Origin of the sequence: Flavobacterium sp. CAU 1735, assembly GCF_039888695.1 — a bacterium.
Classification (GTDB): Bacteria; Bacteroidota; Bacteroidia; order Flavobacteriales; family Flavobacteriaceae; genus Flavobacterium.
In genome coordinates, this window is record NZ_JBDQQQ010000005.1 from 91,928 (window position 1) to 116,871 (window position 24,944).

The window sequence follows — 24,944 nt, forward strand, 5'->3', positions numbered from 1 at the left end:
TAAACCCTGAATATTATATAAAAACCCTGTTAGTAAAATATTTATTTTTAACAAAAACGGAGTAATGTGTTAAATATCACCTTAAGATCCCCTGTAAAGCTGCGGTTATGATAATAATGTAAATTCATTTTTATTTTATCCGGAAAAATAACCTCATTGTTAAATTTCTCAGGATTGGGAATATTTTTTAATATTTCTTCTTCATTCGAGTACTTAATGCTCGCTTCTGAAGTTAACCCGGGTTTCAATTCTAAAATTTTACGTTCGTCACCGACCAACTTGTCGTAATAACCGGGAATATCGGGTCTTGGACCAACAAAACTCATTTGTCCGAACAGTATATTGAGTAACTGTGGTAACTCGTCCAATTTATATTTGCGAAAAAAAGCGGCTATCGTTGGAATAACAACTTCACTCTTAGTATCACTGACAGATACTAAACGCATGGTTCTGAATTTTAGTATCGTAAATGGCTTTCCGTACTGTCCGATTCTTTTTTGGAGAAAAAGACCGTTTGACCGCGTTGCTATGACGGATATAATCCATACAACCAATAATACCCCAAAGAGCATACTGAAAAGGACTAATGCAAGACTAAAATCAAATACTCTTTTTAACATACGGGTACTATTATTAACTCCTGTAAAGTGGAAAAAAATTAGTCCGTACTACTTTACAGTTTTTAACTAACTCATCATATTTTTCTGGATCAACGATAAATTGCCAAACCTTATAATTACATCTATAATCTGAAAAACCGGATTTGAATCTAAAAAGTGAGTCTTCATCACTTCCACCTACACCTCCTCCTAAATGTAAGAAATCAACACCCAGGTCATTGCCTAAAAGTCTAGCCTCATCAAGTATTAGTTTCATTGGTGTCTCTTTGATATAAGCCTCTGTTGTTCCTGCCAAATGATATTGCATAATTTTATCCGTAATGGTAAATATGGCTCCAGCAGTAATAATATTATCTTTTTTAGCCAACAGCAATTTATTTTCAAAGCAACTATTATTCAGAAAATCATAAAAATAATCTTTATCGAAGAAGTAGCTTTCCGATGCTTCCACTCTTCTCATTGTTTCTTGATAAATCGAAACAAATGTATCTACATCACTTTTATTTTGGGACTCAATTACCTGAAATCCTTTTCTTCTTAATTGATTCAACTCCGATTTATTGGATTTCCTATATTGTTTTCGTTGCTCATCCAATGACAATCGTAAGTCAATTGCAATCGTTTTATTAATATCCTTTACGATTCCAAAACCATCAAACAATTTTTCATTAGCGATTAGCGGATGTAATCTTGAAAAAGCTGTAATAATATTATTTTCTTTAAAGAATACTAATAATTTATTTTGAAAACTTTGTATAATTTCATCTGGAATCTTATTAAAATCCATACTACTTATTGGTCCACAATATCCATATACTGATGTACAATCTTTATAAGGGGTTCCAACAATATCCCTGATTATTAATGGCAAAGCAATAAAATCATCATTAAAATATGCCACACATAATACAGGATGATTTTCTTTGGCCAAAAGGTGATATGATTGCGTATGATAGAAATCGTACTGTTTACTCTTCGAAACTATATTTTTCCATTCAAAATCTTCAATTTCAACTATGCTAAATTTAACCATTTGCAAAAAAATCTTTTATATAATTTGCTATTAAAATCATATCATCCAGTCCATAACGATAATCTACATGAATGAATAACATCCTATTTTCTACTTGAGTATCAATATCAACAAACTGATTCGGCCATAGCGTTGCTGGAAAAATACTCTTAGACAATAAAAACTCCTTCAACTTTATTTTCGTCTTATCATTTTGACACTCAATAATCAATCCAAAAGCATCATCCAATTGTTTCATATTCACAATTATTTGATTTACATCTTCTAATCGCTTCACTGCTTCTTTTAAATTAGACGATTTTACGCTGAGAATCTCATCAATATCTAACTCGTATAATATTTGTTTTCCAGTTTCAGGAATTATTGTATTTGTATAATTTTCTTCAAATTTTTCTTCAGCGAGAGCAAACAATCTTCTGAATTCTTCTTTATCCCGCAAATTACCTTCTAAATACGCTCTCTTTAAAATCATAGCCTGCATTTTATTTAAGGCTATATCTTCACTTTTGTTATTATCTTCACCTACTGGCAATACATATCCTTTTGGCGAAAAACAAAAACCACCTACAGGAACCGGCAATTCCTTTCTTAATGACGCAAAACAGTAACTAGCAGTGCTATGCTTAAATCCTAATATATTATGAGTTAAATCATCTATTAGCACTGCTCGTTTTAAATATTCGAGATTTACTTTTTTCAGTCCATAAAAATCAACATTCACAACAACATTTTGTTCATCATCGGATACCTCTATTTTTGTATTAACTGAATCTACAAAAGGGTTAAAGTTATAATAGACAACTTGTATCGGCAAGGTCCGGATGTATTCGACAACTTCATGGCAGTAGTAACTAGGAAAATATATTTTACGCCACTTTTCCTTTTCAATTCCGTCTTTCACCAAGTTATATAAAGCAACTCTTCCTGAAAAAAACAAGGAGAACTCTTTACTTAAAAAGACGGATTGATCTGGACTTTTCAAAAGAAATCTGTCTTCTTTACAATAATGAAAATCAGAGCCAAATTCTTTATTTAACATCTTCCCAGTACTTGTTTTTATTTATTAATTCAAAATAATCATCTCTGGTTATTCCAACAACTACCTGATCCCACCATTGATTTTTTCTAAAATAACACCTCTTCTTTACACCTTCAATCTTCCATCCACATTTATTTGTATAAACTCCAATGGATGCTTCATTATAAGAAATCATAGATCCATCCATTCTTTCCAATCCCAGTTCTTCAAAGGCAAATCTATTTATTGCCATTATAGTATCAACACCATATCCCTTTCCTCTCATATCTTTATCACCAAGCAACATTCCATGGAAGGCATTTCTGTCTTTCCAATTAATGTTGACCAAATTTGCCATACCTATTAAGCCCATCTCCTTTGTATCTATTGCAAAACGCTGATTTACACTTGATAGGTTAAGCGAGTCAAACCATTTTTCTTGATCCGATAAACCAGATGGGAAATGCCATCCGCCCAGCATATAATTTATTTCAGGATCATTTGACCATTTATGCAATAAATCTAAATCTGCTTTTTCTATAGCTCTTAAAGTAACTTTATTTCCTTTTATATTCATATCTATCTCTTTTTAAAATGGTTAGAACTTAAATTTTTACTTAGCCCAATATCATCCACTTCATCAACAGTTTGCCCGTTTACTATAGAATTTGACTTAAATAATATTGACTGTATCGTCATTAAAATAATCTTAACATCTAATGAAAAAGTAAGATTTTCCACATAATAAACATCATTTTTGAGTCGTTCACTAAATTTCATCTGGTTTCTCCCTTTAACCTGAGCCAAACCTGTAATTCCTGGTCTTACTAAATGTCTTTTCTTTTGAACTTCATTATACATTTCTAAATATTCCGGCAGCAAGGGTCTTGGTCCGATTAAGCTCATATCCCCTTTTAAAACGTTTATCAGCTGAGGAATTTCATCCAACGATGTTTTACGAACAAAGCTTCCAACTTTCGTTAAACGTTCGGAATCCGGCAATAAATTTCCATCCGTATCTTTCTTATCATTCATCGTCTTAAACTTGATGATTTTAAAAAGACGTTCGTTTTTTCCGGGTCTGATCTGAAAGAAAAAAGGCTTTCCATCGTTTGCAATAAACAAAGGAATCGTTACGATAATAAATATCGGACTCAGAATTAGCAGTCCAAAAAAAGCCACTATAAAATCGAAAAAATGTTTACAATAATTTTTATACATTATACTATCTTATTAAAAACCGCTATATACTTTTCAACTGCTATTTCCAATGAATAGTTATCTTTAGCAACTTCCAAAGCTCTGGTGGATTGCTTTAGAATCAGCGCATCATTTTGAGTATAGCTTACAAAATCACGAGCTACAAATTTGTCAATTTTTTCCGGAAGTACATAACCAATATTTTCAGATTCTATCTTATCTTTCTGCCATCCGGGATGATTAATCACTATCGGTTTTCCTGCCGCCAAAGTATCAAAAAATTTATTGGCCGAATTGGCCCACAATTCTTTTACTGGTATCACAAAAGAACTTCCCATATTACATTCATAATACAGTTGTGGTAACTCTTGTTTGGAAACCGGATCAAGTATAAAAACATTTTTATCCAAAACGCCCTCATCTGAAGCAAGCTGTGTGATCATTTCTTTTTCAGCCCCAGCACCAATTAATACAAAAACAACAGTCGGATCTATTGTTATTACTTCTTTGGCTAATTTCACAACATAACCTATTCCATTCACACGACCGAAAGTCCCCGCATATAAAACCGTAAATCGGGGAATAAAACCTAATTTTTCTTTCAATAATGATTTGTCCTGATTGTAGTTGTTTTGAAAGCGTCTGATTTCAGATATGTTCTCTATAATTTCAATAGGTTTCATTTGAATTTGTGGATATCTATCGACAATAGATTTCTTCATATCAACCGATAGCGGAACAATAGCAGCTGTATTTTTATAAATTATTCTTTCCAGTTGGTACAATAATTTCTGCAAATAAATATTTTTGATTGCTCCTATTGCAATAACCGCTTCCGGCCAGACATCTCTTACTTCAAAAACAAATGGTGTTTTAGTTGTCCATTTTTTTATCAACGCAGGGATACCGATAGACAAAGGTGTAGAAGTAGCTAAAACCAAATCTGCTTTTATTCTTAACAGCTTAAACGATGCAAACCAAAGAAACTGAAAGAAAACCAAAGCTCTTTTAAAATACGATAAGTGATTCCCATACGGCAAATAGATGTAATGTACTATTAAGCCGTCTTTTTGAAACTTTACCCAGCGTTTCGCCTGATTATATTCCGGATCTGAAGTGGAGGTCACTATTTCGACTTCATATCCCTTTTCTGCAAATCCAGTAGCTAGATCATAGGAACGCGTCCCTCCATTTTCACTTGGAAATTTAAAATATTGATGTAAGTATAAAATCTTCATGCTTTTTATGATTTCAATAAAAATTTCCGAATCTTTAAATAATTTGTTCCTAATACATACTTAAACAGAATTAAGCTTTTCCATTTCACAATCTGTCTTAAACGCGTTACCGAAACAGTCTTCAATAAATCTTCAACTTCAGAAACTTTTGTATTGTTATAAATTGCGAATCTTCCTATGGTGCGGCAATTATCACTAATAAGCTCTATTTTATCGGTAGGCTGTGATATAAATATCGATTCAATTCCCTTACTCGCAAGTATATTTCCCATTTCCTTAGAAAATGAACCGCCAGGAATCGATACATGTGTTGTTTTGATCTTTAACAGCTCATTTAATATTTTAATTGAAACGGACCACTCTTCTTCCAGTTCTACTAACGGCAATTTATTTAGCATACCCGGATGTGTATGCGAATGTGCTCCTATAAAATGTCCTTCTTCATGCAGCGAAATCACCTGATCAGATGTTAAAAACCCTTTCGTATTAATAAATGCGGTACTAATAAAAAAATATCCTTTAAAGCCATATTCTTTTAAAATCGGAGCTATTATTGAATAAAAAGAAGCCCCACCATCGTCAAAGGTCAGCGTTACATTTTCTTTTAAAATATTTCTATCAGTACAATATTGGGATATCCTTTGAATTTGTTTTTCAAATTCCTCTTTTGAAATTTTATATTTATTGGCTGGTGCTGTTTGAAAACCACTTTCATGAACGGTATGTTCATATACATCATGATACATTAAAGAAATCATTTTTCTCATCATTTACTAGTATTATACCCCTTCATTGACGCTTCTACCTTTAAGCAATGCTCCAATTTTCCTAACGGTATAAAAGGCTGATTTGGCAAATGCTTTGGCAGGAATAAGCCAGAACAGGTTCGACGCAATAATTTTTGGTTTCACGTAAGGCGTAGGACCGTACTTTTCTTTATACCGGCGCCCTCCTCCGAATTCCATATATTTCACCCCTTTATCCTTCAACATTTCTATTGCACTCCACATGATTAACTCATTAGGACAGTAACTTTGTGCCGACTGGTAGCTTGCTCCTCCTGAAAAGAATCCATAATTACCCGCATAAGGAAAAAATGCTGACGCCAGACATTCGCCTTCAGGATTAACAGCATAAAGAGCCACCATATTCTCAGAAAAGGTATGTTGCAACATTGTCTTGGTTTGCTCCATAGAATGGGTAGGCGTTAAACCTTGTCTCTGAAAAACCTCTTTCAACTGTTTATAATATTCGTGAGCATATTCATTTACATCCGAAATTTCCTTTACTTCTACTCCCTTTTTTTTGGATTTATTAATGGAATAACGCACACTGCTGTAACTCGTATTTTTATAAAGTTCTTCCTTATCTTTTGTAAGATCCAGCACATAACCTTTCTGCAATTCAATAGTGAAATTACGATGCAGGCATTCAGCAACTTCCAATTGCCAATCAGAAACCTGAAAATAACGACAGTGTTTATTCTTAAACAACCATGCTATTAATTCTTCGTAAATATCCAATCTTTGATTTACCGTTATCTCTTTTAACATCGACAAACCCTGATACGATGTTGACCAACCCTCAAAAGGCGACGCTACTATCGGAACGCCAAATTTCTTTATTTTATGTCCATAAAAATAGCCGATCTCTTTATCTTTTTCAGATATAGCAACAACAAACGGAGCCACCTTATAGAATTCCTTCAGAAAATTTGCCCAGTTTTTGGACTTAAATACAGTATGGTCATAGCATGAGGCCATTTTATCCCACAAAATATCGGGAGATGTAATAACTTCAAAAGTATATTTCATTATTTATTTGCTTTAAGTCGGTTATTATTAGTGGATAAGGGTTTTTAAGATATATTGCATTTCAGCTAAAATTCTCGTTATATATAACTTGAAACTGTACTGCCTCCAGTGTGAAAAATAAACCTGTGAGTACTTTTTACACAAGCCTAAGCTCCCTAAAATACGGGGTATTTTTTTTTGTTTTTTTCTACTTGCCGATAATGGCCGTAAACCTCTCAAATAAACAGCTTTCTCGTCTGTCAATTTCATTTCATTGATTCTGCCGGATATTTCGAAACCAAATAAGGAATCTTCACCGATAGCAAAATGCGTATCAAATCTGGTTTTTCCAATTACAGATAACGGAATGAATTTCGCGCATACTGTTGATAGAAAACTCCTGTAATTTATGATATTATATTTTTTTCCCTGATTTTTTTTAAAACAACTGGAGAGATAATCATCACCGAGCTTTTCATCTGTATTTTCAACAAAGGTTTTGGCATTGGACACCACAATGACATCCGGTTGTGCCTTTTTTAAACATTCTTCTATAAAAGACGAACTTAATCTGTCGTCATCATCCAAAAAGGTAACATACGATGTAGCACTGTTTGCGACATAATCAAGCGCTATATTTCTTGCATTTGATACCCCGGGTACATTGGTATAGAATAGCTTGTAATTAAAATTATGCTTTTTCAGAGCTGCCGCTATAGTATCATAATAAGGTGCTCTTTCCCCATTTAACACAACCACAACCTCAAATACAGCCTTGCCGCAAGTCTGAATAGCAAGCGACTCGAAGCATTGGTAAATATAGTCTCCGGGTTTATAGGTCGGAATAATAACAGAAACTAAATGCATTAGCTAAAAATTTGCTCGTAATTATAATTAACAATTTTGTTAGTCGTCGTTTTTTTCAAATGATCAATAGCTTTAATGACCCCTTCCGATAAATCATTTACGGAATCTTTAGCAACAATGTATCCATTTACGCCATTGTTGATGACTTCAGAAAAATCCACACAATTGGTTGCAACAACCGGAATACCATAATATAATGCTTCTAAAACAACATTTGGAAAACCTTCTTTACGTGAAGACAGCACAAACAAATCGGCATTCTTATAATACGGATACGGATTCGATTGATGACCTAATAAAAAAACGTGATTCGTTAATTGATTCTCTTGTATCAGCTGCAACAATTGGGCTTTATATCCCGTCTCATATCGCTCATCTCCTAAAATATATAAACGGGTCGTTATATTGTGCTTTACCACTTCTTTCATCGCATGGATCAAAAGGTCAAATCCTTTTACCGAATACAAGGCTCCCGCAGCTACTATGTTATAATTCCCGCTACTAAATTCACCCGGAAAATACCGATCTCCACTTTCGTCTAATAACGATTGATCAACAATATTCCTGATTACTTTTATTTTTGTCAACGGTACTTTATAGTGCCTGGCAACATCTATTTTCGAAAATTCGGTCTGAGCAATAATCAGATCAGCATGCTTAAGCGTAAACGAATTAATCAAACTTAGAATAGATGATTTCACCCCTTTATGAGGCGATTCTGACGGCGGTACAGCAATACGAACAATCAACCTGGATTTGAGTCGGGACATCATACGTATGATCTGCAACAAATACGCCACAACAATGGATGTGGTAAAAATATAATGCGGATTAATATGCTTTAAATCTTTAGACAGTAAGCGATATGCATTTTTAGCATGGCTTTTATTGTACTGAATATATGTAATATGTGGCTTTAAGGTTTGAGGTTTAGGCTCACTGCTGGTATTCACAAAAAAGACATCGTATTTTTCAATAGAAAGAGAATGCATAATATTGATTTGCATTCTTTCGGCACCACCACCCTGAGTAGAAGCCGCAACAAAAACGACTCTCTTTTTTTCCATAATAAGATCCTTTCTTTATTTTAATTTAATTTCAGATTTCGAGTCTAGACGATCCGTAATGACATCAATGATAATTTCAATGCTCCTTGATTTCATATTTTATAAAAGTTTCGAACAAGAAACATTAGTATCCCGAATAATCAGTATTCTTTCATTTATAAGCAACGGAAAAACACTAATACGCCTTAATTCGTTTTTGAGCCCAGACTAATATTATTGTACTCAGACCATTTCGCAAGTACATATAACTTCCAGATATTGGTTCCGTTAATCTCCGTCCCTTCCATATGATTATACAATTGTTTTTTGAATTTTTTCACATCCAGATTAGGCACTCCATTCAAAAAGGAATCATTCAAACAATTTAAAATTTCCTCTTTCAGGTCATTTTTAATCCAATCATCTAATGGTATAGAAAATCCTCTCTTGGGCTGATTAAAAACGGAACTAGGTATATATTCTTCCAATATATCTCTTAAAATCTTTTTTCTTAATTCTTTTTGATATCTAAAACTTACGGGTAACGTTCTGGCGAATTCAATTATCCTATAATCTAAAAAAGGACTTCTGACTTCTACGGCATAAGCCATACTCGCTCTATCTACCTTAACATTACTATCATTTTCTAACCAAAGTTTAATATTTAGATCCGCTGCTCTTTGCTTTTCATCAGATGCTAATTTTTTAAATATTGAGTAGTGTGTATTGATCCATGAATCGTTCTTTACTAAATTCAAACTATTCATTGAAACAAAAATCCTTACGATAAAATCGTCAATATTCTTAATTGAAAGCCACTCTTTAAATTTTGATTTTTTATTTATTATGAAAAGCCCCAGAAAACTTCTAATAAAGTAAGGAACTTTAAAAAAAACTGTAGCTTTTCGAATACTTTCAAAATAATTATATCCCAAAAAGCTTTCATCACCACCATCACCGGATAAAGCGACAGTGACTCCTTTTTTTGTAGTTAAATTCAACAACAACGAAGGCAAAGCGGAACTATCAGCAAAAGGTTCATCATAAACTTCTTGAAATTTCGGCAGTAATTTTAAGGCATCATTGGCATCACAAAATGTAGTTTTATGATTGGTGCCTAAAATTTTTGAAAACTCTTCTGCTATTTTACTTTCATCAAACTTCGGATCATTAAATCCAATAGTAAATGTATTTATCTTTTCAGTAGTTATTTTAGACGCAATAGCTGTAACCAATGCTGAATCTATTCCTCCAGAAAGAAACGTTCCTAAAGGAACATCTGAATCCAACCTTATTTTTACAGCATCGATTAATAATTTGTGTAATTCTTCTTTAGCCTTCTCATAGGAAATATCTTTAGCCGTAACGGATTCCAAATTCCAATATTCAGAAATATTCATCGATTGAGCCACTAAATCAATTTCAATACATTTCCCAGGACTTAACTTGAATACATTTTTCAAAATTGAATATGGAGAAGGTACATAACCACAATCTAAATAAATTGAAATCGCTTCTTCTGATACTTCACTCTCTGAATTCATTAGCGGTTTTAATTGGCTACAAATTTCAAAAAGACCATCTTTCCAATAATAATAAAATGGTTTTACACCAAGCCGGTCTCTTGCGCAAAAAACTTTTTCATTTTCAAAATCATAAATCGCGAATGCAAACATTCCATTAATCTTTTGTAAAATATCTTTACCCCATACTGCATATCCCTTTACTAAAACTTCAGTATCACCAGTTGTTTCAAAAGAGTGTCCCAGTGTTTCCAATTCATCTCTGATATCTTGAAAATTATATATTTCGCCATTAAAAACGATACTATATTTATCGTAAAAAAATGGTTGATTTGAACGAACATCCAAATCGACAATAGCCAATCGTAGATGACCTAAAGAAATATTCCCTTTTTTTGAGTACCCTAAATTATCAGGTCCTCTAAACTTTATTAAGTTAAGTTTGTCCAACACTTCTTCCTTTTCATAAGGAATGTTAGTTATATATATACCACACATTACTATTATTATTTTACACTATACTATAATCATAAAGACTACTTTAATAAATCATTACCTTAATTAAGTGCAATAAACTTATTCGCGACATTTCTTATATCATATTGATCTATATTATGTACTTCTAACTTTTTGCTATAATCTCCTTTCAGAAACCTATCAATATTATTTTCATCAATTGTAAAAGACGATACTGACATTATAGGTCTTTTTGCTAACGCATAATCAATTAACTTACTGGGAGACTGTACAGCGTTTCCATTTTCAAAATTTACCAAAAAATCAGCTTTAGCCAATTCTACTAATAATTCCTCTCTGGTTACATAATCTTTTATAATAAGTTTTTCTCCTAATTTACTTTTGTAAGGTTCCAATATATCCTTTGATTGTGTATAAATGATAAACTTAAAATTAATTGGCACTTTTGAAAGGTAATCCAGAAACATTCTAGGATCTCTAACTCCCTGATAAAACACGCCCGAATAAATAAATGTAGGCACTTCATTATTAGGTTCTCTTGAATCTATACGCACTAAATCAAAATCAAAACCTTGTGGAATGACTTTAATTTTATCTCTAAAATCAGAATAATATGCTGATCTTCCTTCTTCTATCGGAATCGTAATATAATCTACATTCCGACAAAACCATTTTTCAATATATTTAAAATAAAAAGCTGGTGTTTCAATTGGATTTCCCATATAAGGGTCTCCACAATCTGCCACCCAGAGCTTAGGAAACGCCATTCCCATTCGCGCTTTTGCTAATGCACATCCCCAATGAATAGGATGCGGATATGCGATAGATATCAACATGTCTGTCCCTTTTTCTTTTTTAAGAATTTTAGTCATCTTAAACATGAATTCAATATTTGGGAACTCCAGCCAACGTCCTAATAAACGTCTTAAAACTTTATTTAGAAAAGTATCTTTACTAGAATTATCGCTATTCAAAGTTGCAAAAGTCATTTTTTCAATGTTTTTAACTTTGACGTTATTTTTAGCTTCAAACACTGAATAATCATAATTCCCTAATACACCATAGAGGGTCACATCATGTCCTTGTTTACCAAGCTCTTTAGCTAGTTCAGTCGCTCTATTAGCTCTAGGAGATTGAAATGGAAAAATAGCACTCGCAATAATTATAATTTTTTTATTTTTCATTTTTATTAAAACATTTTACATCAACTTTCATTTTAAATACACATAAACGAAGTCTATATTCACCACACAATCACCGAACCTAAAATCCTTCTAGAACAAGTATTCATAAACAATATAAAATGGACTTGAAATATAAAAATACACGCCCGTAACCTTTAAATACAAAATAAGTTGCTCATAAATATTGAAAAAGAATGCAATAGGAAAAAAGTAGAGTAAATATTTATACCTATTCTTTCCAAAATTGATTAGCCATATATAAGCTATTATCGGGTAAGACAATGTAAAGAATCTTCCTCCCAGAGACGGGATACTCATAGTAAAATTTGCAAAAGTTACTAATACTAATAGGAATTTATAAAGACTTTCCGTTTTCAAGTTTCCTTTAATTAATTTTTCATTTCGTATAAACAAATACACCAGTAAATTCATATAGGTAAATGATATCGTTTTGAAAATCTTAGCTATCCAAAAAAAACCGGTTCCCTCAGCACTTAACTTCTCAATCGTTTCTGTACTGGTATAAGAATCTATTAATTTAGCAAGAAAAATTGGTAAAAAATCGGTACTATCTTTTGCCAATTGTAACGATACTGAAGAGAAAATAAAACTACAGAAAAATAAAACAATAAAAATTCTATAAAATCGGCTTAATATTAAATATAAAAAAACAACAAAAATAAATATCCAAAATGAACCGTGTATAAATGGAAGTAGTGCCATCAATACTAAATAGTGGTATTTTTTATTTCTAAAAACCTGAAATACTATAAAAACCGCGACCCAAGCTGCTGTCCAAAATCGAACTCCATTGATATTAAAAATCTGGTTTGTTAAAAATATATAGGCTAGAATATAAGACGATAAATCATTTTTGAAATTCTCTTCTTCTGTTAAAAACCGAAACGTTTTTAAGGACAAAAAAGCAAAAACTATAGCAAAAACAGCAAACAAATAATGATAGTTATCTGTAAATCTAGAAACAAAAAAAGCTATCGTTTCATAATAATAATCTTTTCTTCCTTCGTCAAAACTTAAAAAATCTTTAAAACCCTCTATATACTCGAAATAACTTAGGTTTTGAAAAGACTCAAATTCTTCCCTATAAAAAAAACTATCTAAATCATACTCATTTCCGCTTCGCTTTTCTATAGTAAAACTAATACCAAAACAAATTGCTGTTAGGAAGAAAATAACATACGACGATTTGGTTTTTATATTTTTTAAAGAATATAAAAACCCGATAAAAGGACTAATTATAAAAAAAACAATTTTAACAAATCTATCTAAATTATTTTCTTTTACACTCCACGCTTTTTGCTTAGTATTCATTTAAACTATATTATTAGATCTAAACAATTTACACTTCCGCCAATCATCATTTTTATTTTTTCAAAGCTTGACAAATATTATAACCTTATCAGAACTATCAAAAAAAACTTTAAACCAGTGACTTACTGTAAATTTAAAAGACATTCAACTATCCTTTCTGCTGCCATTCCATCCCATTTCTCAGGAATTCCTCCTTTTTTCCATTTTCCATTTAGCAATTGTGATAATACCGGAAGTAAAGCTGATGGGTTAGTACCAACCAATTCATTAGTCCCAATAGTAATTGTTTCCGGTCGTTCTGTGTTATCTCTTAAAGTAATACATGGAATCCCCATCACAGTTGTTTCTTCAGTGATTCCTCCTGAATCAGTTATGACTGCCTTGGCATTTGCAACCAAATAATTGAATTCTAAATAACCCAAAGGGTCTATTATAAAAAGATTCTCAGCTTGTATTCCTAAATCACTGAAAATTTTGGCTGTTCTTGGATGTATTGGAAACAAAACTGGTAATCCATCAACATTATTAACAATAGTTAGTATCAGCTCTTTTAATTTTTCACCTTGATCTACGTTGGCAGGGCGATGTAAAGTCATTACGAGATAATTATCTTTCTGCAACCCCAAAGTGGAAAAAACTGAGGGAGCTAAAAAGCGTGGTATATTTTCCAACAAAGTATCTATCATGACATTACCTACAAAAAAGATGGCTTCTTCAGAAACCCCCGATTTTCTCAAATTAGCATTAGCAATTTCCGATGTAGTAAAAAAATAATCTGTAATACTATCAGTAACCATCCGATTTATTTCTTCCGGCATGGTTAAATCAAAAGAACGAATACCTGCTTCAACATGAGCCACTTTTATATTTACTTTTTTAGCAACAATACTGCAGGCCATTGTTGATGTCACATCACCAACCACCAAAACCAAATCAACAGGATTCATTAACAATTCTTTTTCAAAAGCAATCATAATAGCTGCCGTTTGTTCTGCCTGACTACCTCCTCCGCATTCTAAATTAACATCCGGTTGCGGAATGTTAAGCTCTCTAAAAAAGGTAGCACTCATTTTTTCGTCAAAATGCTGCCCTGTATGCACTAATCGAAATGAGATGTCTTTTCCCTTTTTTTGTGCATTCTGAATAGCATGTATTATAGGAGCAATTTTCATAAAATTAGGCCTTGCCCCTGCAATTAAGGTTATTTTCATTTTTTAAAGATTATTGTTATCAGATATACTATAGCAATCCTATTCATAAAACACATTTTAAATATAAATTTCAAAATTATTGTTTGTAATTTTAGGAGACAGATACAATTCTATAGTCCTTTTTAATCATATATATATTTTATATAGCAATTTAATTATTCGTATTTTAAACAAAAGAAAAGCTAACCACTCAAAACATTTTCATTTTCTATTTGCCCAACTAAATCCATCAACCATTTTTTTTAATTTTATTAAGTAATGGATATAAAAATTCTAAATAATTCAATTTCAAAAAACGCCCTGTCATTAAAACTAACGTCGCATATAACAGTCCTGCCACAATAAGATTCATTAAACTATTTTCAATGGCTATCATCTTAAGACAAAAAGTCACAGCAAACATAACAAGACATGTGTGCAGTATTATTTTGAGCATCTGAAAAACAGGAAATAACTCGTATGCTTTGACGTTTAGTCTTTTGCTCACATATACTAAAGCAATTATCACTTTTACTATCGATAATGATACCGAAAAAATTGCAAGTGAAATTGGATTATTAAAAATGATCATGATTAAGTATCCACCAATCCAGGCTAAAATTGCAATAAAGGCATGTAATCCGGAATAGAATTTAGTTGCTCCTAATGACAACATTAATGGAAAGAAAATAATGATATTAAAAAAATTAAGTACCATATTAATTTTAAAATATCTTCCGGATTCAAAATAAACATCTGAGTACATCAAAACCATTACCTCCGTAGAAAAAAACATAAAAAAAACAACTATCGGATAGATAATCATTGCAGATTTGTTTAAAACGCTTTTCCAAGTAATTACTAATTCTTCAACGCCTTTATTTTCATGTATAACCCTTGAAAAAACAGGCATTAAAACGACTGAAGTACTTGTAGTTATCATAGACACGAGAGGTAACTCGATAAAACCATTCGAAAATTCGGCAAAAACGTTTGCACCAAAAAAACGGCTAATATAAAATTCATCCGCAGCTTTAATAGCGATACCCCAAAAACTGGCAAAAACAAGAGGTATACTATATGCGAAAACCTCTTTAAGCTCCAATTTAGCTGCCTTCGATTCCACTCCTTTGAAAGGTATTCCTTTAAAGAAATAAGTCATCACAAATATTATCAATGAAGCGATTAACCATCCATAAATTGCGATAATATAATTTGCCTTAATCAAGATAACAGGAACAACTATAAAAATCAGCATCAATAATCTTGAAAGCGTATTATAAATTGCTAAAAACAAAGTTTTTTTATAGGTCGAAAAGATACCTTCAATACCTAATGTAGGCAATAATAACATGGGCATTGGCGAAAACACCTTCAATCCATACGCTAATTTTTCATTTTTTAAAACATCCGCAATGCAATCTGAAAATAAAAACAAAAAAACCGAAAATAACACTCCTGCCAGAAACAACACTTTACTTATCTTCCATACAATTGCCTTACCTTCATTTAAGTGATATCGGGGTAAAAAATAAGCATATACTCTTGGTAAGCCTGCAGAAAAAACAATTAATAAAGTACTATAAACGTATAGTATTTGTTTATAAGTCCCATATTCTGCTTTATCCAGATATCGTGATAGAATTGCTGCACTTACAATAGAAAGCCCTAAGGTGCTTAAACTGCCTAATGCAACCCAAAATACCTGTTCAGTATTACTTGTTTTAACATTAATACGATTTGACATTTAATAAATTTTAATTACAATTCTCCATCAACAACACTACTTATAATCCATAGAAATAAAAGATAAAACATCGCTTTTATTTGCAAAATAGCGTTTGATATTCGTTATTACGCAATATGCTTTATTAATTTCTTCTTTTTTTAAAATTATAATGAAGCTCACTCCATATAACTTCATCAATAAAACCTTTGTTATTCCCTTTTATAAAGACAATCGGTTATTTTCCCACCATACAGGAAACTGCGTTTTAACAATTTTAGCCGGGGAACCTGCTATAACAACCCCTTCTTCGGTAAAGCTCTTATTTACTGTTGAATTAGCTCCTATGGTTATATTGTTTACTATGGTTATATCTCCATACATGATTACTCCTGGTCCTATATACACATTGTCACCAATTTCAGGCGCTTTTGAACTTCCTGCACTTGCTCCAATATTGACCCCAACATGTAAACGACAATTTTTTCCAACCTTCGCCGCCGGATTGACAACTATAGTTCCATAATGTGGAATTGACAAGCCCGGTCCAAATACATTTACCGGAATAGAAAAACCTAACTTAAGAGATATTCTTCTATAAGCGATCCTTACAAAAATGAGTTGAATCTTTCCAAAAAGTCCTTGATTAGTATTTTTAAGATATTCATATTTGCGCATAAGTCGTATAAACTTCCAAATATAATTGGGAAATAAAAACTCTTTGATTTGATACAAAAATCCCTTCCCTTTGATGCTTGAAGCCAACCTATCTTGATCTAGATAGTACTTATATTCTCTTTTTGTCGTAATCATGTATTTGTTTAACTATTAGGTATAACAAAATTATAACTTCCCATCCACTTCACCTTCCAAAACTCCTTTCACATCATACAACAGGCTGTTTTCCTTTAGCAAAGTACTCAGATCAGCATTTAAAAATTCCTTATGTGCTACTCCTAAAACTACGGCATCAAATTGCTGCGATGGTAATTCATTACTGGTAACCAATCCATATTCGTGCTTCACCTCAGCCGGATTCGCCCAAGGATCGTATATATTAACTTCAATACCATAATCAGCTAAAGCCGCTATAACATCAACAATCTTAGTATTACGCACATCAGGACAGTTTTCCTTGAAAGTAATACCCATCATTAACAGTTTGGCTCCGTTTACCTGTATTCCTTTTTTAATCATCAGTTTTACAACCTGTGAGGCTACATATTCGCCCATACTGTCGTTTAAACGGCGACCGGCAAGGATAATTTCCGGGTGGTAGCCTTTTTCCTGTGCTTTTTGTGCTAAATAATAAGGATCTACACCAATGCAATGTCCGCCCACCAATCCTGGTCGGAACGGTAAAAAGTTCCATTTTGTTCCGGCTGCTGTCAAAACTGCCTGTGTATCGATTTCCAGAATATTAAAAATCTTTGCCAGTTCGTTTACAAAAGCAATATTGATGTCGCGCTGTGAATTTTCGATTACTTTAGCGGCCTCGGCTACTTTTATAGTTGGTGCAAGATGCGTTCCGGCAACAATTACGTTTTTATAAAGTTCATCTACCTTTTGTCCGATTTCCAAAGTAGATCCGGAGGTTATCTTTAAGATTTTCTCTACTGTATGCTCTTTATCTCCCGGGTTAATACGCTCCGGCGAATAGCCTGCAAAGAAATCCACATTAAACTTCAGTCCGGATACTTTTTCCAGTACCGGTACACATTCTTCTTCCGTTACTCCAGGATATACGGTAGACTCATAAATAACAATATCTCCTTTTTTCAGTACTTTTCCCACCGTTTCACTGGCTTTATACAAAGGAGTAAGATCCGGTCTGTTATGTTTGTCAACAGGCGTAGGCACAGTAACAATATAGTAATTACAATCTTTAATATCTTCTAAATCCGAAGAACAATACAACCCTTTTGAGTTGTGATTTTTGGCAACTAATACTCCTTTAAGTGTTTCACTGTCCACTTCAAGTGTACTGTCCTGCCCCGAATTTAATTCGGAGATTCGTGTTTTATTAATATCAAAACCAACAACTGCATACTTTGTTGCAAATAATCTTGCCAATGGCAAGCCTACATAACCTAAACCTATAACTGCAATTTTATTATCCATTATAACTGATATTTTATTATTTTAAATTACTCCAATACCAAGAAACTGCCTCCTTAAGCCCTTCTCTGATTGAAAATTTCGGATTATAATCTAATTTTATTTTTGCTTTTTCTATACTCGCCAGAGAATGCGGAATATCTCCTGCTCTGTTCGGTCCGTATACCACCTCAACATTGGCTATTTCCGGGTCGTACTCCGATAAAAATTCTTTCAGATACTCAACCAACTGTTTTAAAGTCGTTCTGTCACCATAAGCCGTGTTGTATACCGTATTAATCGCTTCCGGTGATTTTGTGGTCATTGCCAGCTCATTCATCTGAATCACATTATCGATATAGGTAAAGTCACGGGAATATTCTCCGTCACCATTTACTACAGGGCTTTCATGCTGCATAAACTGCATCACAAATTTTGGAATCACAGCCGCATAAGCCCCATTGGGATCCTGTCTTCTTCCAAACACATTAAAATAGCGTAACCCTATCGTTTCCATACCATACGTCTTGCTAAAAATATCCGCATAAAGCTCGTTTACATATTTTGTAATGGCATAGGGCGATAAAGGTTTTCCGATCTTATCTTCCACTTTTGGTAAAGCTTCCGAATCACCATAAGTAGAAGAGCTCGCTGCATAAACAAATCGCTTTACACCTGCATCTCTTGAAGCAACCAACATATTTAAAAATCCGGATACATTTACATCATTACTGGTAACAGGGTCATTAATAGAACGCGGCACCGAGCCTAATGCTGCCTGATGCAGGACAAAATCGACATTTTCTACAGCTTTATGACAGGTCGCCAAATCTCTGACATCACCTTCAATTAAATTAAAATTAGGATTTCCCAGAAAAGGCGCAATATTATGACGATGACCTGTTGCAAAATTATCCAGACAGGTAACATGGTAGTTTTTACCCAAAAAGTACTCTACCAAATTTGAGCCTATAAATCCAGCACCGCCAGTAATCAGTATTCTATCCATTATTTTTATTCGTTTAATTCAGTTCTACTTAACGTAATCTACCCGAACAGCAATTGTCTGCCCTGAAAACAAAATTCACGATTCGTTTCCAAACAACAACAACCCTTCTTCTCGATAATCTTTGGAAAATATAAATTTCACTTTTCGCTTTATTTCTCCTTCTATCTTAAATGCCAATTGCTCAACATATTCCTCATTCAGTACTTCCCCCACAATAACTACTTCAATGGTTCCGGTATCTCTTCCTTCGGCATAATCGCCAATGAGGTATACTTTTTTCACTTCGCCCATTCGCTCCAATATGGTTGCTACAATCGTATCCAGACCTATTGTCCTTCTAACCACACTTTGTAATAGCGAAAAAAGAGGGTGGTTGGTATTGGCCCGATACGAAATCGTATTGCGTACGGCTTCTTTTTCGAGATAACCAGCTTCCGAAAGATTATTTAATTCTTTACGTATCGCATTGGTTGATTCGCTGAATTCTTCGGCTAAGCCTCTCAAATGGCCATGATTGGCTGCATTGATAAAAAACTTAACCAATAGCCGTAGTCGGGTTTTTGATGTTATTAAAGATTCTAACATTCTTCTATTGTGAGCAACAAAAGTACTCGTTATTTTGAAACAAAAATATTTTTTTCAAGAAATTTTAAAAAGTCACAAAATTCATTATTATTTAAAGAAAAAAGCCTTTCTCATGCAGATAAGAAAGGCTTTTTTGATAGTATGTTTTTGATGTTTATGAACCGATACCCTGGTATACAAATCCTATTTTTTGAACAGCTTCTTTATCCAACAGGTTTCTACCATCGAAGATAAAAGCCGGTTTTAACATATTGTCATAAATACGTTGCCAGTCGTAGGTTTTAAATTCGTCCCACTCGGTTAATATTGCAATGGCATGTGCTTTTTCGGCAGCTATATACGGATCGTTGGTCACCGTTAATCCACTTCTGTTTTCATCGGCAGAACGGCTATCAAGATAATCCAGATCATAAAAAATCTGATCTTCCTGTACTTTCGGATCATATACTGCAATTTCCGCTCGCTCGCTCAACAAGTCATCCGCAACATAAATAGCGGCCGACTCCCGGGTATCGTTCGTATCTTTTTTAAATGCCCATCCCATAAAAGCGATTTTCTTTCCGGAAACCGTATTGTATAATGTCTGGATAATGTTTTTACCAAAACGACGCTTCTGGTGATCGTTCATAATAACTACCTGTTCCCAATAATCGGCTACTTCATTTAATCCGTAGGATTTTGCGATATAAACCAGGTTTAAAATATCTTTCTGGAAACAAGATCCTCCAAAACCAACGGATGATTTTAAGAATTTTGATCCGATACGACTATCCATACCAATTGCTTTGGCCACCTCATTTACATCGGCACCTGTTTTTTCACACAATTCCGACAAGGCATTGATAGACGATACACGTTGTGCCAGAAAAGCATTGGCTGTTAACTTTGACAATTCCGAAGACCATACATTGGTTGTAAGGATACGTTCTTTCGGAACCCAGTTGGCATAAATGTCTACCAGTTTCTGAATCGCTTTTTGTCCCTCTTCGGTTGTATCGCCACCAATCAGTACGCGATCCGGCATTAGTAAATCTTCAACGGCTGTACCTTCGGCCAGGAACTCCGGATTGGATAAAATCTGGAACTGCACTCCGTTTCCGGTGTTGTCCAGAATATCTTTAATGGCACTGGCAGTACGTACCGGCAATGTCGATTTTTCGACTACAATTTTATCGTTTTTAGCGACTCTTGCAATTTGTCGCGCGCATAGCTCAATATATTTTAAATCGGCCGCCATTCCTTTCCCGATACCATACGTTTTTGTAGGCGTATTTACCGAGATAAAAATCATGTCAGCTTCATCGATCGCTTTATCTACTTCGGTAGAGAAAAAAAGGTTACGTCCACGGCAGGAAGCTACGACATCGCTAAGTCCGGGTTCATAAATCGGGATATTTTCAACATTCTCATCGTTCCAGGCAGCAATACGTTTTTCGTTCAAATCGACAACTGTCACCTGTATATCCGGGCATTTCTGTGCAATAACAGCCATAGTTGGACCTCCAACATATCCTGCACCAATACAGCATATTTTCTTTATACTCATATAAGCGTTCTGATTATTTTATTTAAATCGCAACGAATTGCGGGTTTATCCTGTTTTTTACAACCTTCTAAACCGGTTACAAATATAAGCGTTATTACCAGAGCTTTGTAGCTACCTTATAGATTTTATATTGTATCGATAAAGCTTCTTTCCGTACGATTGAAAATAACCAATCCTAACAGAAAAATAACGATCGTACTTCCAACAGAATACAAAAGTCCCAACATTGTAAAAGTTCCTTTCCCCAGAAAAGAATATTTAAAAAACTCAAAAATACTTGTCAGCGGGTTAATATAGACAAGCCAGGAATACCCTTCCGGTAGTTCTTTAATCACCTGCGACACCGGATAAATAACCGGCGTAACATACATATACAACGAAACTCCGAAAGACACTACAAAGGTCAGATCCCGATATTTAGTCGTCATTGAAGATATGATCATTCCAAGCCCCAGTGAGATTAAAGCCATCACCAGCAATAAAAACGGGGTAAGTATAATGGTCCATCGGGGTTCTATTGGAGAACCCTGCCACATATAATAGCCCATTACGGTGAGGAATAACAAAAACTGGATTCCAAACTTAACCAGGTTGGACACTGTTAACGCCAGCGGCATAATGATTCTCGGAAAATAGACTTTCCCAAAAATATTCTGATTGGTTCTAAACGTTTCGGAAGTGGTTTTAAAACATTCGGAGAAATAGAACCAAAGGGTGTTTCCGGCCAATGCAAACAGGAAATACGGAATACCATCCGATTGTAATTTGGCAATTTTAAAAAACACGATAAACTGAATTACAGATGTGATCAGCGGTTGAATTAAAAACCAAAGTGGCCCCAGAATCGTTTGTTTGTAGTAGGTTACAATATCGCGTTTGACAAACATCAGTAATAAATCGCGGTATTTCCATATCTCACCGAAGTCGAATGTAAACAATTTTGCTTTGGGTGTAATTTCATACAACCATTTTTCCTTATCGGCAGCTTCAGTGCTCATTATTTTCTTTTAAAAATTTTCGATTTAATTTTTTCCCAGATGGTTTTATCTGTCACTTCTTCTTCCATATAACCATTAACATAGGTTCCGTAGCCGTATCCATAGCCGTAACCGTACCCATAACCATATTGTGTTTTGTTGTCAAAACCGTTTAGTACGATACTGATATTATGCAGTTCGCCTCTTTTGTGTTTTTCATTGACAATCGCCAGCATGCCTTTTTTGGTTACGCCCTGACGTACTACATATAAGGTAGCATCACAATATTCTGCTAGTTCCAGTGCGTCCGAAACCAAACCAACCGGAGACGTATCTAAAATGATATAATCGTACAATTCTTTTAATTCTTCGATCATGGACGTCATCGCCTGACTAATCAATAGTTCTGACGGATTGGGCGGAATAGGTCCTGCCGTAATTACATCCAGAAAAGGCACGTGCGTATGTTGTACTATTTCCTGAATGCTCTTTTGTCCGATCAGGTAGTTTACCACTCCAATATTGTTTTCGATGTTAAAGTCACCAAAAATTCTCGGTTTTCTTAAATCCAGACCCACAATAACCGTTCGCTTTTCGCTTAAGGCAAAAACAGTAGCCATGTTGATCGAACAGAATGTTTTTCCTTCGCCCCCAACCGATGACGTGAGCATTAAAATTTTTGTACCGTCGAGTTTTTGCTTTTTATATAAAAACTGAAGGGACGATCGTATGGATCGGAACGATTCGGCCAAAGGTGATTTTGGTTTTTCATAAACCGCCATATTCGATTCGGTATGTTTTTTCCCTACAATCCCGATAATCGGAATCGCAGTAAGACGTTCGATATCTTCCGTTCCGTGGATCGAATTGTCCAGTAACGTAATAGTAAACACCACAATCAACGGAATCAAAATTCCCAACAGTAAGGCCAGAATATAGTTTACACTTGTTTTCGGCCCCAACAATCCGCCGCCTATATCTTTGGCGGTATCGATAAATTCAATATCCGAAACATTGGATGCTTTTACGATATCGGCTTCGCTTCTTTTCTGAAGGAATGTACTGTAAATATTATCGTTCAGATCGTATTTTCGGGTGATCTTCATCAGCTCCTGCTGTTCTTCCGGTAATTGTCGGATGGTACTTTCGGCCTGACCAATTCTTTTGTTGATGATACCAAGATCGATTGTAATGGCGTTTTTAGCCGAGTTGATATTTTCCAGCAATACTCTTTTGGTAGCATTCATCTGGTTATCGAACTCGTCAAAAAGTTTCTGACTTTTAACCGAATAAGCCATTTCCGAACGCTCTCTTGAAAGCTGAATCAGCTTTGCGACATTGGTTACGATGTTCGGATCTTCGATTCCCGCAACGGTAGGCGCAGGCAATTTCGAATAATCGGTACTTTTTTGCAGGTAGTTATTCAGGGAATTATAGTAATTGATTTTACGTGTAATCCCGTCTTTTTCGATATCAAAATTTGATAATTGTTCTGTGATTTTTTCACCGCCACCCTGAAGTTCAAATACATTTTTATCTTTCCGGAAATTTTTCAGTTCTTTTTCGGAATCTTTTAAATGTTCTTCCATTGCAATCAGCGTGCTATCGATAAAAGCGATGGTATTTTTGGCAAACTGATTTTTACTGTCCAGTTGTTTTTTCCGCAACACATTAACCGTTGTATTCAGGTAATCGACCAAACGTTTTTTATTGGTTCCCTGTAACGAAAGACGCACAATCGATCCCGCTTTGGTATCGATTTCTACATTCAGTCCTTTATAAGCAGCAACGGTACCGTCAAAATTATTAAAGCGAATGTAATATTCGTTTCCGCTATAAAAGCCCGGATTGGCATTAATCAGTACTTTAAGATTCAGGAAAGGCAAGTGAACCGCTTCGCCTACGGCAAACTTTTTTTCGAACGTTCCGGCCGATACATTTACGTTTTCGGTAGTTCCCTGTAGATAATTATAGGTTTTTACCGATGTATTTTCATCAAACGGAATCGACAAAACATATTCCTTTTCGTTTACAAAGCGAATCAGAACCGGAATATCTGCAAGCTGATTTTTATTTTTATCAATCTGAATATAAAAAGGCGTTTCACCGTATACATCCTGAAAATTGTATTTTCCTTTTTTCAGATAATCGATATAGAAACCCAGTTTGTCTACAACATATTCGTTATGCGTACGCGATTTAAGGGTATTGATCACGGTTTGTACCTTATCGGAAGTTCCGCCCCAGTTAAATACCAAACTGGTATTGGACGTAAAGAACGGATTGTTTTCATCTTTTATCACGACAGAAGCATCCATTCCGTAAATTTTCTCTTTTCGGATATTTATCTGATATGCGATAAAAAAAGTAACAATAAGACAGGCTAAAAACCATTTCCAATAGCTGACAATTTTTAAAAGCAAGCCTTTAAAATCGAAATTATTTTGATTTTCAAATAAGGAAAAGTCTTTAGTACTCAGCAT

General features: G+C 34.1%; 22 protein-coding genes. All 22 read right to left on the bottom strand.

What is annotated here, in order from left to right; all coding sequences use genetic code 11:
* Window positions 1-47 precede the first annotated feature (47 nt).
* Window positions 48-620, bottom strand: coding sequence for a sugar transferase (locus AAFN64_RS12370; RefSeq protein WP_347760659.1), 573 nt, complete (start codon window positions 618-620; stop codon window positions 48-50).
* A 13-nt stretch (window positions 621-633) separates the two neighbouring features.
* Window positions 634-1,653, bottom strand: coding sequence for a GNAT family N-acetyltransferase (locus AAFN64_RS12375; protein WP_300485931.1), 1,020 nt, complete (start codon window positions 1,651-1,653; stop codon window positions 634-636).
* On the bottom strand, window positions 1,646-2,692 hold the full coding sequence (locus AAFN64_RS12380) for a hypothetical protein (protein ID WP_347760660.1): 1,047 nt from the start codon (window positions 2,690-2,692) through the stop codon (window positions 1,646-1,648). The genes AAFN64_RS12375 and AAFN64_RS12380 overlap by 8 nt, the downstream gene beginning before the upstream one ends.
* Entirely contained in the window at window positions 2,682-3,248 is a 567-nt protein-coding gene (locus AAFN64_RS12385; protein ID WP_300485927.1) for a GNAT family protein, read from the bottom strand. The genes AAFN64_RS12380 and AAFN64_RS12385 overlap by 11 nt, the downstream gene beginning before the upstream one ends.
* A 2-nt stretch (window positions 3,249-3,250) precedes the next feature.
* Entirely contained in the window at window positions 3,251-3,892 is a 642-nt protein-coding gene (locus AAFN64_RS12390; RefSeq protein WP_347760661.1) for a sugar transferase, read from the bottom strand.
* Window positions 3,892-5,109: a glycosyltransferase family 4 protein gene (locus AAFN64_RS12395; RefSeq protein ID WP_347760662.1), complete on the bottom strand. Its 1,218-nt coding sequence runs from the start codon at window positions 5,107-5,109 to the stop codon at window positions 3,892-3,894. The genes AAFN64_RS12390 and AAFN64_RS12395 overlap by 1 nt, the downstream gene beginning before the upstream one ends.
* Before the next feature lie 5 nt (window positions 5,110-5,114).
* The gene (locus AAFN64_RS12400; RefSeq protein ID WP_347760663.1) at window positions 5,115-5,879 is read right to left on the bottom strand and encodes a polysaccharide deacetylase family protein; all 765 of its coding nucleotides are present in this window, start codon (window positions 5,877-5,879) and stop codon (window positions 5,115-5,117) included.
* 9 nt (window positions 5,880-5,888) lie between these two features.
* Window positions 5,889-6,923, bottom strand: coding sequence for a GNAT family N-acetyltransferase (locus AAFN64_RS12405; RefSeq protein WP_347760664.1), 1,035 nt, complete (start codon window positions 6,921-6,923; stop codon window positions 5,889-5,891).
* 27 nt (window positions 6,924-6,950) lie between these two features.
* Complete coding sequence (locus AAFN64_RS12410) at window positions 6,951-7,769, bottom strand: glycosyltransferase family 2 protein (protein ID WP_347760665.1); 819 nt, start codon at window positions 7,767-7,769, stop codon at window positions 6,951-6,953.
* On the bottom strand, window positions 7,769-8,836 hold the full coding sequence (locus AAFN64_RS12415) for a glycosyltransferase (protein WP_347760666.1): 1,068 nt from the start codon (window positions 8,834-8,836) through the stop codon (window positions 7,769-7,771). Before AAFN64_RS12415 ends, AAFN64_RS12410 begins: the two co-directional genes overlap by 1 nt.
* 185 nt (window positions 8,837-9,021) lie before the next feature.
* Complete coding sequence (gene asnB, locus AAFN64_RS12420) at window positions 9,022-10,836, bottom strand: asparagine synthase (glutamine-hydrolyzing) (RefSeq protein WP_347760667.1); 1,815 nt, start codon at window positions 10,834-10,836, stop codon at window positions 9,022-9,024.
* Between the two features lie 59 nt (window positions 10,837-10,895).
* Window positions 10,896-11,999, bottom strand: a complete 1,104-nt coding sequence (locus tag AAFN64_RS12425; RefSeq protein ID WP_347760668.1) for a glycosyltransferase — start codon at window positions 11,997-11,999, stop codon at window positions 10,896-10,898.
* Window positions 12,000-12,089: 90 nt separating this feature from the next.
* Complete coding sequence (locus AAFN64_RS12430; protein ID WP_347760669.1) at window positions 12,090-13,331, bottom strand: EpsG family protein; 1,242 nt, start codon at window positions 13,329-13,331, stop codon at window positions 12,090-12,092.
* A 122-nt stretch (window positions 13,332-13,453) separates the two neighbouring features.
* Complete coding sequence (gene wecB, locus AAFN64_RS12435) at window positions 13,454-14,542, bottom strand: UDP-N-acetylglucosamine 2-epimerase (non-hydrolyzing) (protein ID WP_300485908.1); 1,089 nt, start codon at window positions 14,540-14,542, stop codon at window positions 13,454-13,456.
* Window positions 14,543-14,771: 229 nt separating this feature from the next.
* The gene (locus tag AAFN64_RS12440; RefSeq protein ID WP_347760670.1) at window positions 14,772-16,268 is read right to left on the bottom strand and encodes an oligosaccharide flippase family protein; all 1,497 of its coding nucleotides are present in this window, start codon (window positions 16,266-16,268) and stop codon (window positions 14,772-14,774) included.
* A 201-nt stretch (window positions 16,269-16,469) separates the two neighbouring features.
* Complete coding sequence (locus AAFN64_RS12445; protein WP_300490000.1) at window positions 16,470-17,060, bottom strand: serine acetyltransferase; 591 nt, start codon at window positions 17,058-17,060, stop codon at window positions 16,470-16,472.
* A gap of 30 nt (window positions 17,061-17,090) precedes the next feature.
* Window positions 17,091-18,368, bottom strand: coding sequence for a nucleotide sugar dehydrogenase (locus AAFN64_RS12450; protein WP_347760671.1), 1,278 nt, complete (start codon window positions 18,366-18,368; stop codon window positions 17,091-17,093).
* Between the two features lie 16 nt (window positions 18,369-18,384).
* Window positions 18,385-19,353 (bottom strand): SDR family oxidoreductase, encoded by a 969-nt coding sequence (locus tag AAFN64_RS12455; protein ID WP_347760672.1) that lies wholly within the window; start codon window positions 19,351-19,353, stop codon window positions 18,385-18,387.
* Between the two features lie 75 nt (window positions 19,354-19,428).
* Window positions 19,429-19,938, bottom strand: coding sequence for an ArsR family transcriptional regulator (locus AAFN64_RS12460; RefSeq protein WP_300489992.1), 510 nt, complete (start codon window positions 19,936-19,938; stop codon window positions 19,429-19,431).
* 154 nt (window positions 19,939-20,092) lie between these two features.
* On the bottom strand, window positions 20,093-21,484 hold the full coding sequence (locus tag AAFN64_RS12465) for a UDP-glucose 6-dehydrogenase (protein ID WP_347760673.1): 1,392 nt from the start codon (window positions 21,482-21,484) through the stop codon (window positions 20,093-20,095).
* A 125-nt stretch (window positions 21,485-21,609) separates the two neighbouring features.
* The gene (locus AAFN64_RS12470) at window positions 21,610-22,482 is read right to left on the bottom strand and encodes an ABC transporter permease (protein ID WP_300489986.1); all 873 of its coding nucleotides are present in this window, start codon (window positions 22,480-22,482) and stop codon (window positions 21,610-21,612) included.
* Entirely contained in the window at window positions 22,482-24,944 is a 2,463-nt protein-coding gene (locus AAFN64_RS12475; RefSeq protein WP_300489983.1) for a tyrosine-protein kinase, read from the bottom strand. The genes AAFN64_RS12470 and AAFN64_RS12475 overlap by 1 nt, the downstream gene beginning before the upstream one ends.

Coding starts and splice junctions, on each gene's coding strand:
- AAFN64_RS12455 (WP_347760672.1), bottom strand. CDS start 19,353: ATGGATAGAATACTGATTACTGGCGGTGCTGGATTTATAGGCTCAAAT.
- AAFN64_RS12400 (WP_347760663.1), bottom strand. CDS start 5,879: ATGATGAGAAAAATGATTTCTTTAATGTATCATGATGTATATGAACAT.
- AAFN64_RS12425 (WP_347760668.1), bottom strand. CDS start 11,999: ATGAAAAATAAAAAAATTATAATTATTGCGAGTGCTATTTTTCCATTT.
- wecB (WP_300485908.1), bottom strand. CDS start 14,542: ATGAAAATAACCTTAATTGCAGGGGCAAGGCCTAATTTTATGAAAATT.
- AAFN64_RS12440 (WP_347760670.1), bottom strand. CDS start 16,268: ATGTCAAATCGTATTAATGTTAAAACAAGTAATACTGAACAGGTATTT.
- AAFN64_RS12370 (WP_347760659.1), bottom strand. CDS start 620: ATGTTAAAAAGAGTATTTGATTTTAGTCTTGCATTAGTCCTTTTCAGT.
- AAFN64_RS12415 (WP_347760666.1), bottom strand. CDS start 8,836: ATGGAAAAAAAGAGAGTCGTTTTTGTTGCGGCTTCTACTCAGGGTGGT.
- AAFN64_RS12430 (WP_347760669.1), bottom strand. CDS start 13,331: ATGAATACTAAGCAAAAAGCGTGGAGTGTAAAAGAAAATAATTTAGAT.
- AAFN64_RS12465 (WP_347760673.1), bottom strand. CDS start 21,484: ATGAGTATAAAGAAAATATGCTGTATTGGTGCAGGATATGTTGGAGGT.
- AAFN64_RS12475 (WP_300489983.1), bottom strand. CDS start 24,944: ATGCTGAGTACTAAAGACTTTTCCTTATTTGAAAATCAAAATAATTTC.
- AAFN64_RS12410 (WP_347760665.1), bottom strand. CDS start 7,769: ATGCATTTAGTTTCTGTTATTATTCCGACCTATAAACCCGGAGACTAT.
- AAFN64_RS12390 (WP_347760661.1), bottom strand. CDS start 3,892: ATGTATAAAAATTATTGTAAACATTTTTTCGATTTTATAGTGGCTTTT.
- AAFN64_RS12375 (WP_300485931.1), bottom strand. CDS start 1,653: ATGGTTAAATTTAGCATAGTTGAAATTGAAGATTTTGAATGGAAAAAT.
- AAFN64_RS12450 (WP_347760671.1), bottom strand. CDS start 18,368: ATGGATAATAAAATTGCAGTTATAGGTTTAGGTTATGTAGGCTTGCCA.
- AAFN64_RS12470 (WP_300489986.1), bottom strand. CDS start 22,482: ATGAGCACTGAAGCTGCCGATAAGGAAAAATGGTTGTATGAAATTACA.
- AAFN64_RS12445 (WP_300490000.1), bottom strand. CDS start 17,060: ATGATTACGACAAAAAGAGAATATAAGTACTATCTAGATCAAGATAGG.
- AAFN64_RS12395 (WP_347760662.1), bottom strand. CDS start 5,109: ATGAAGATTTTATACTTACATCAATATTTTAAATTTCCAAGTGAAAAT.
- AAFN64_RS12405 (WP_347760664.1), bottom strand. CDS start 6,923: ATGAAATATACTTTTGAAGTTATTACATCTCCCGATATTTTGTGGGAT.
- AAFN64_RS12460 (WP_300489992.1), bottom strand. CDS start 19,938: ATGTTAGAATCTTTAATAACATCAAAAACCCGACTACGGCTATTGGTT.
- AAFN64_RS12385 (WP_300485927.1), bottom strand. CDS start 3,248: ATGAATATAAAAGGAAATAAAGTTACTTTAAGAGCTATAGAAAAAGCA.
- AAFN64_RS12380 (WP_347760660.1), bottom strand. CDS start 2,692: ATGTTAAATAAAGAATTTGGCTCTGATTTTCATTATTGTAAAGAAGAC.
- asnB (WP_347760667.1), bottom strand. CDS start 10,836: ATGTGTGGTATATATATAACTAACATTCCTTATGAAAAGGAAGAAGTG.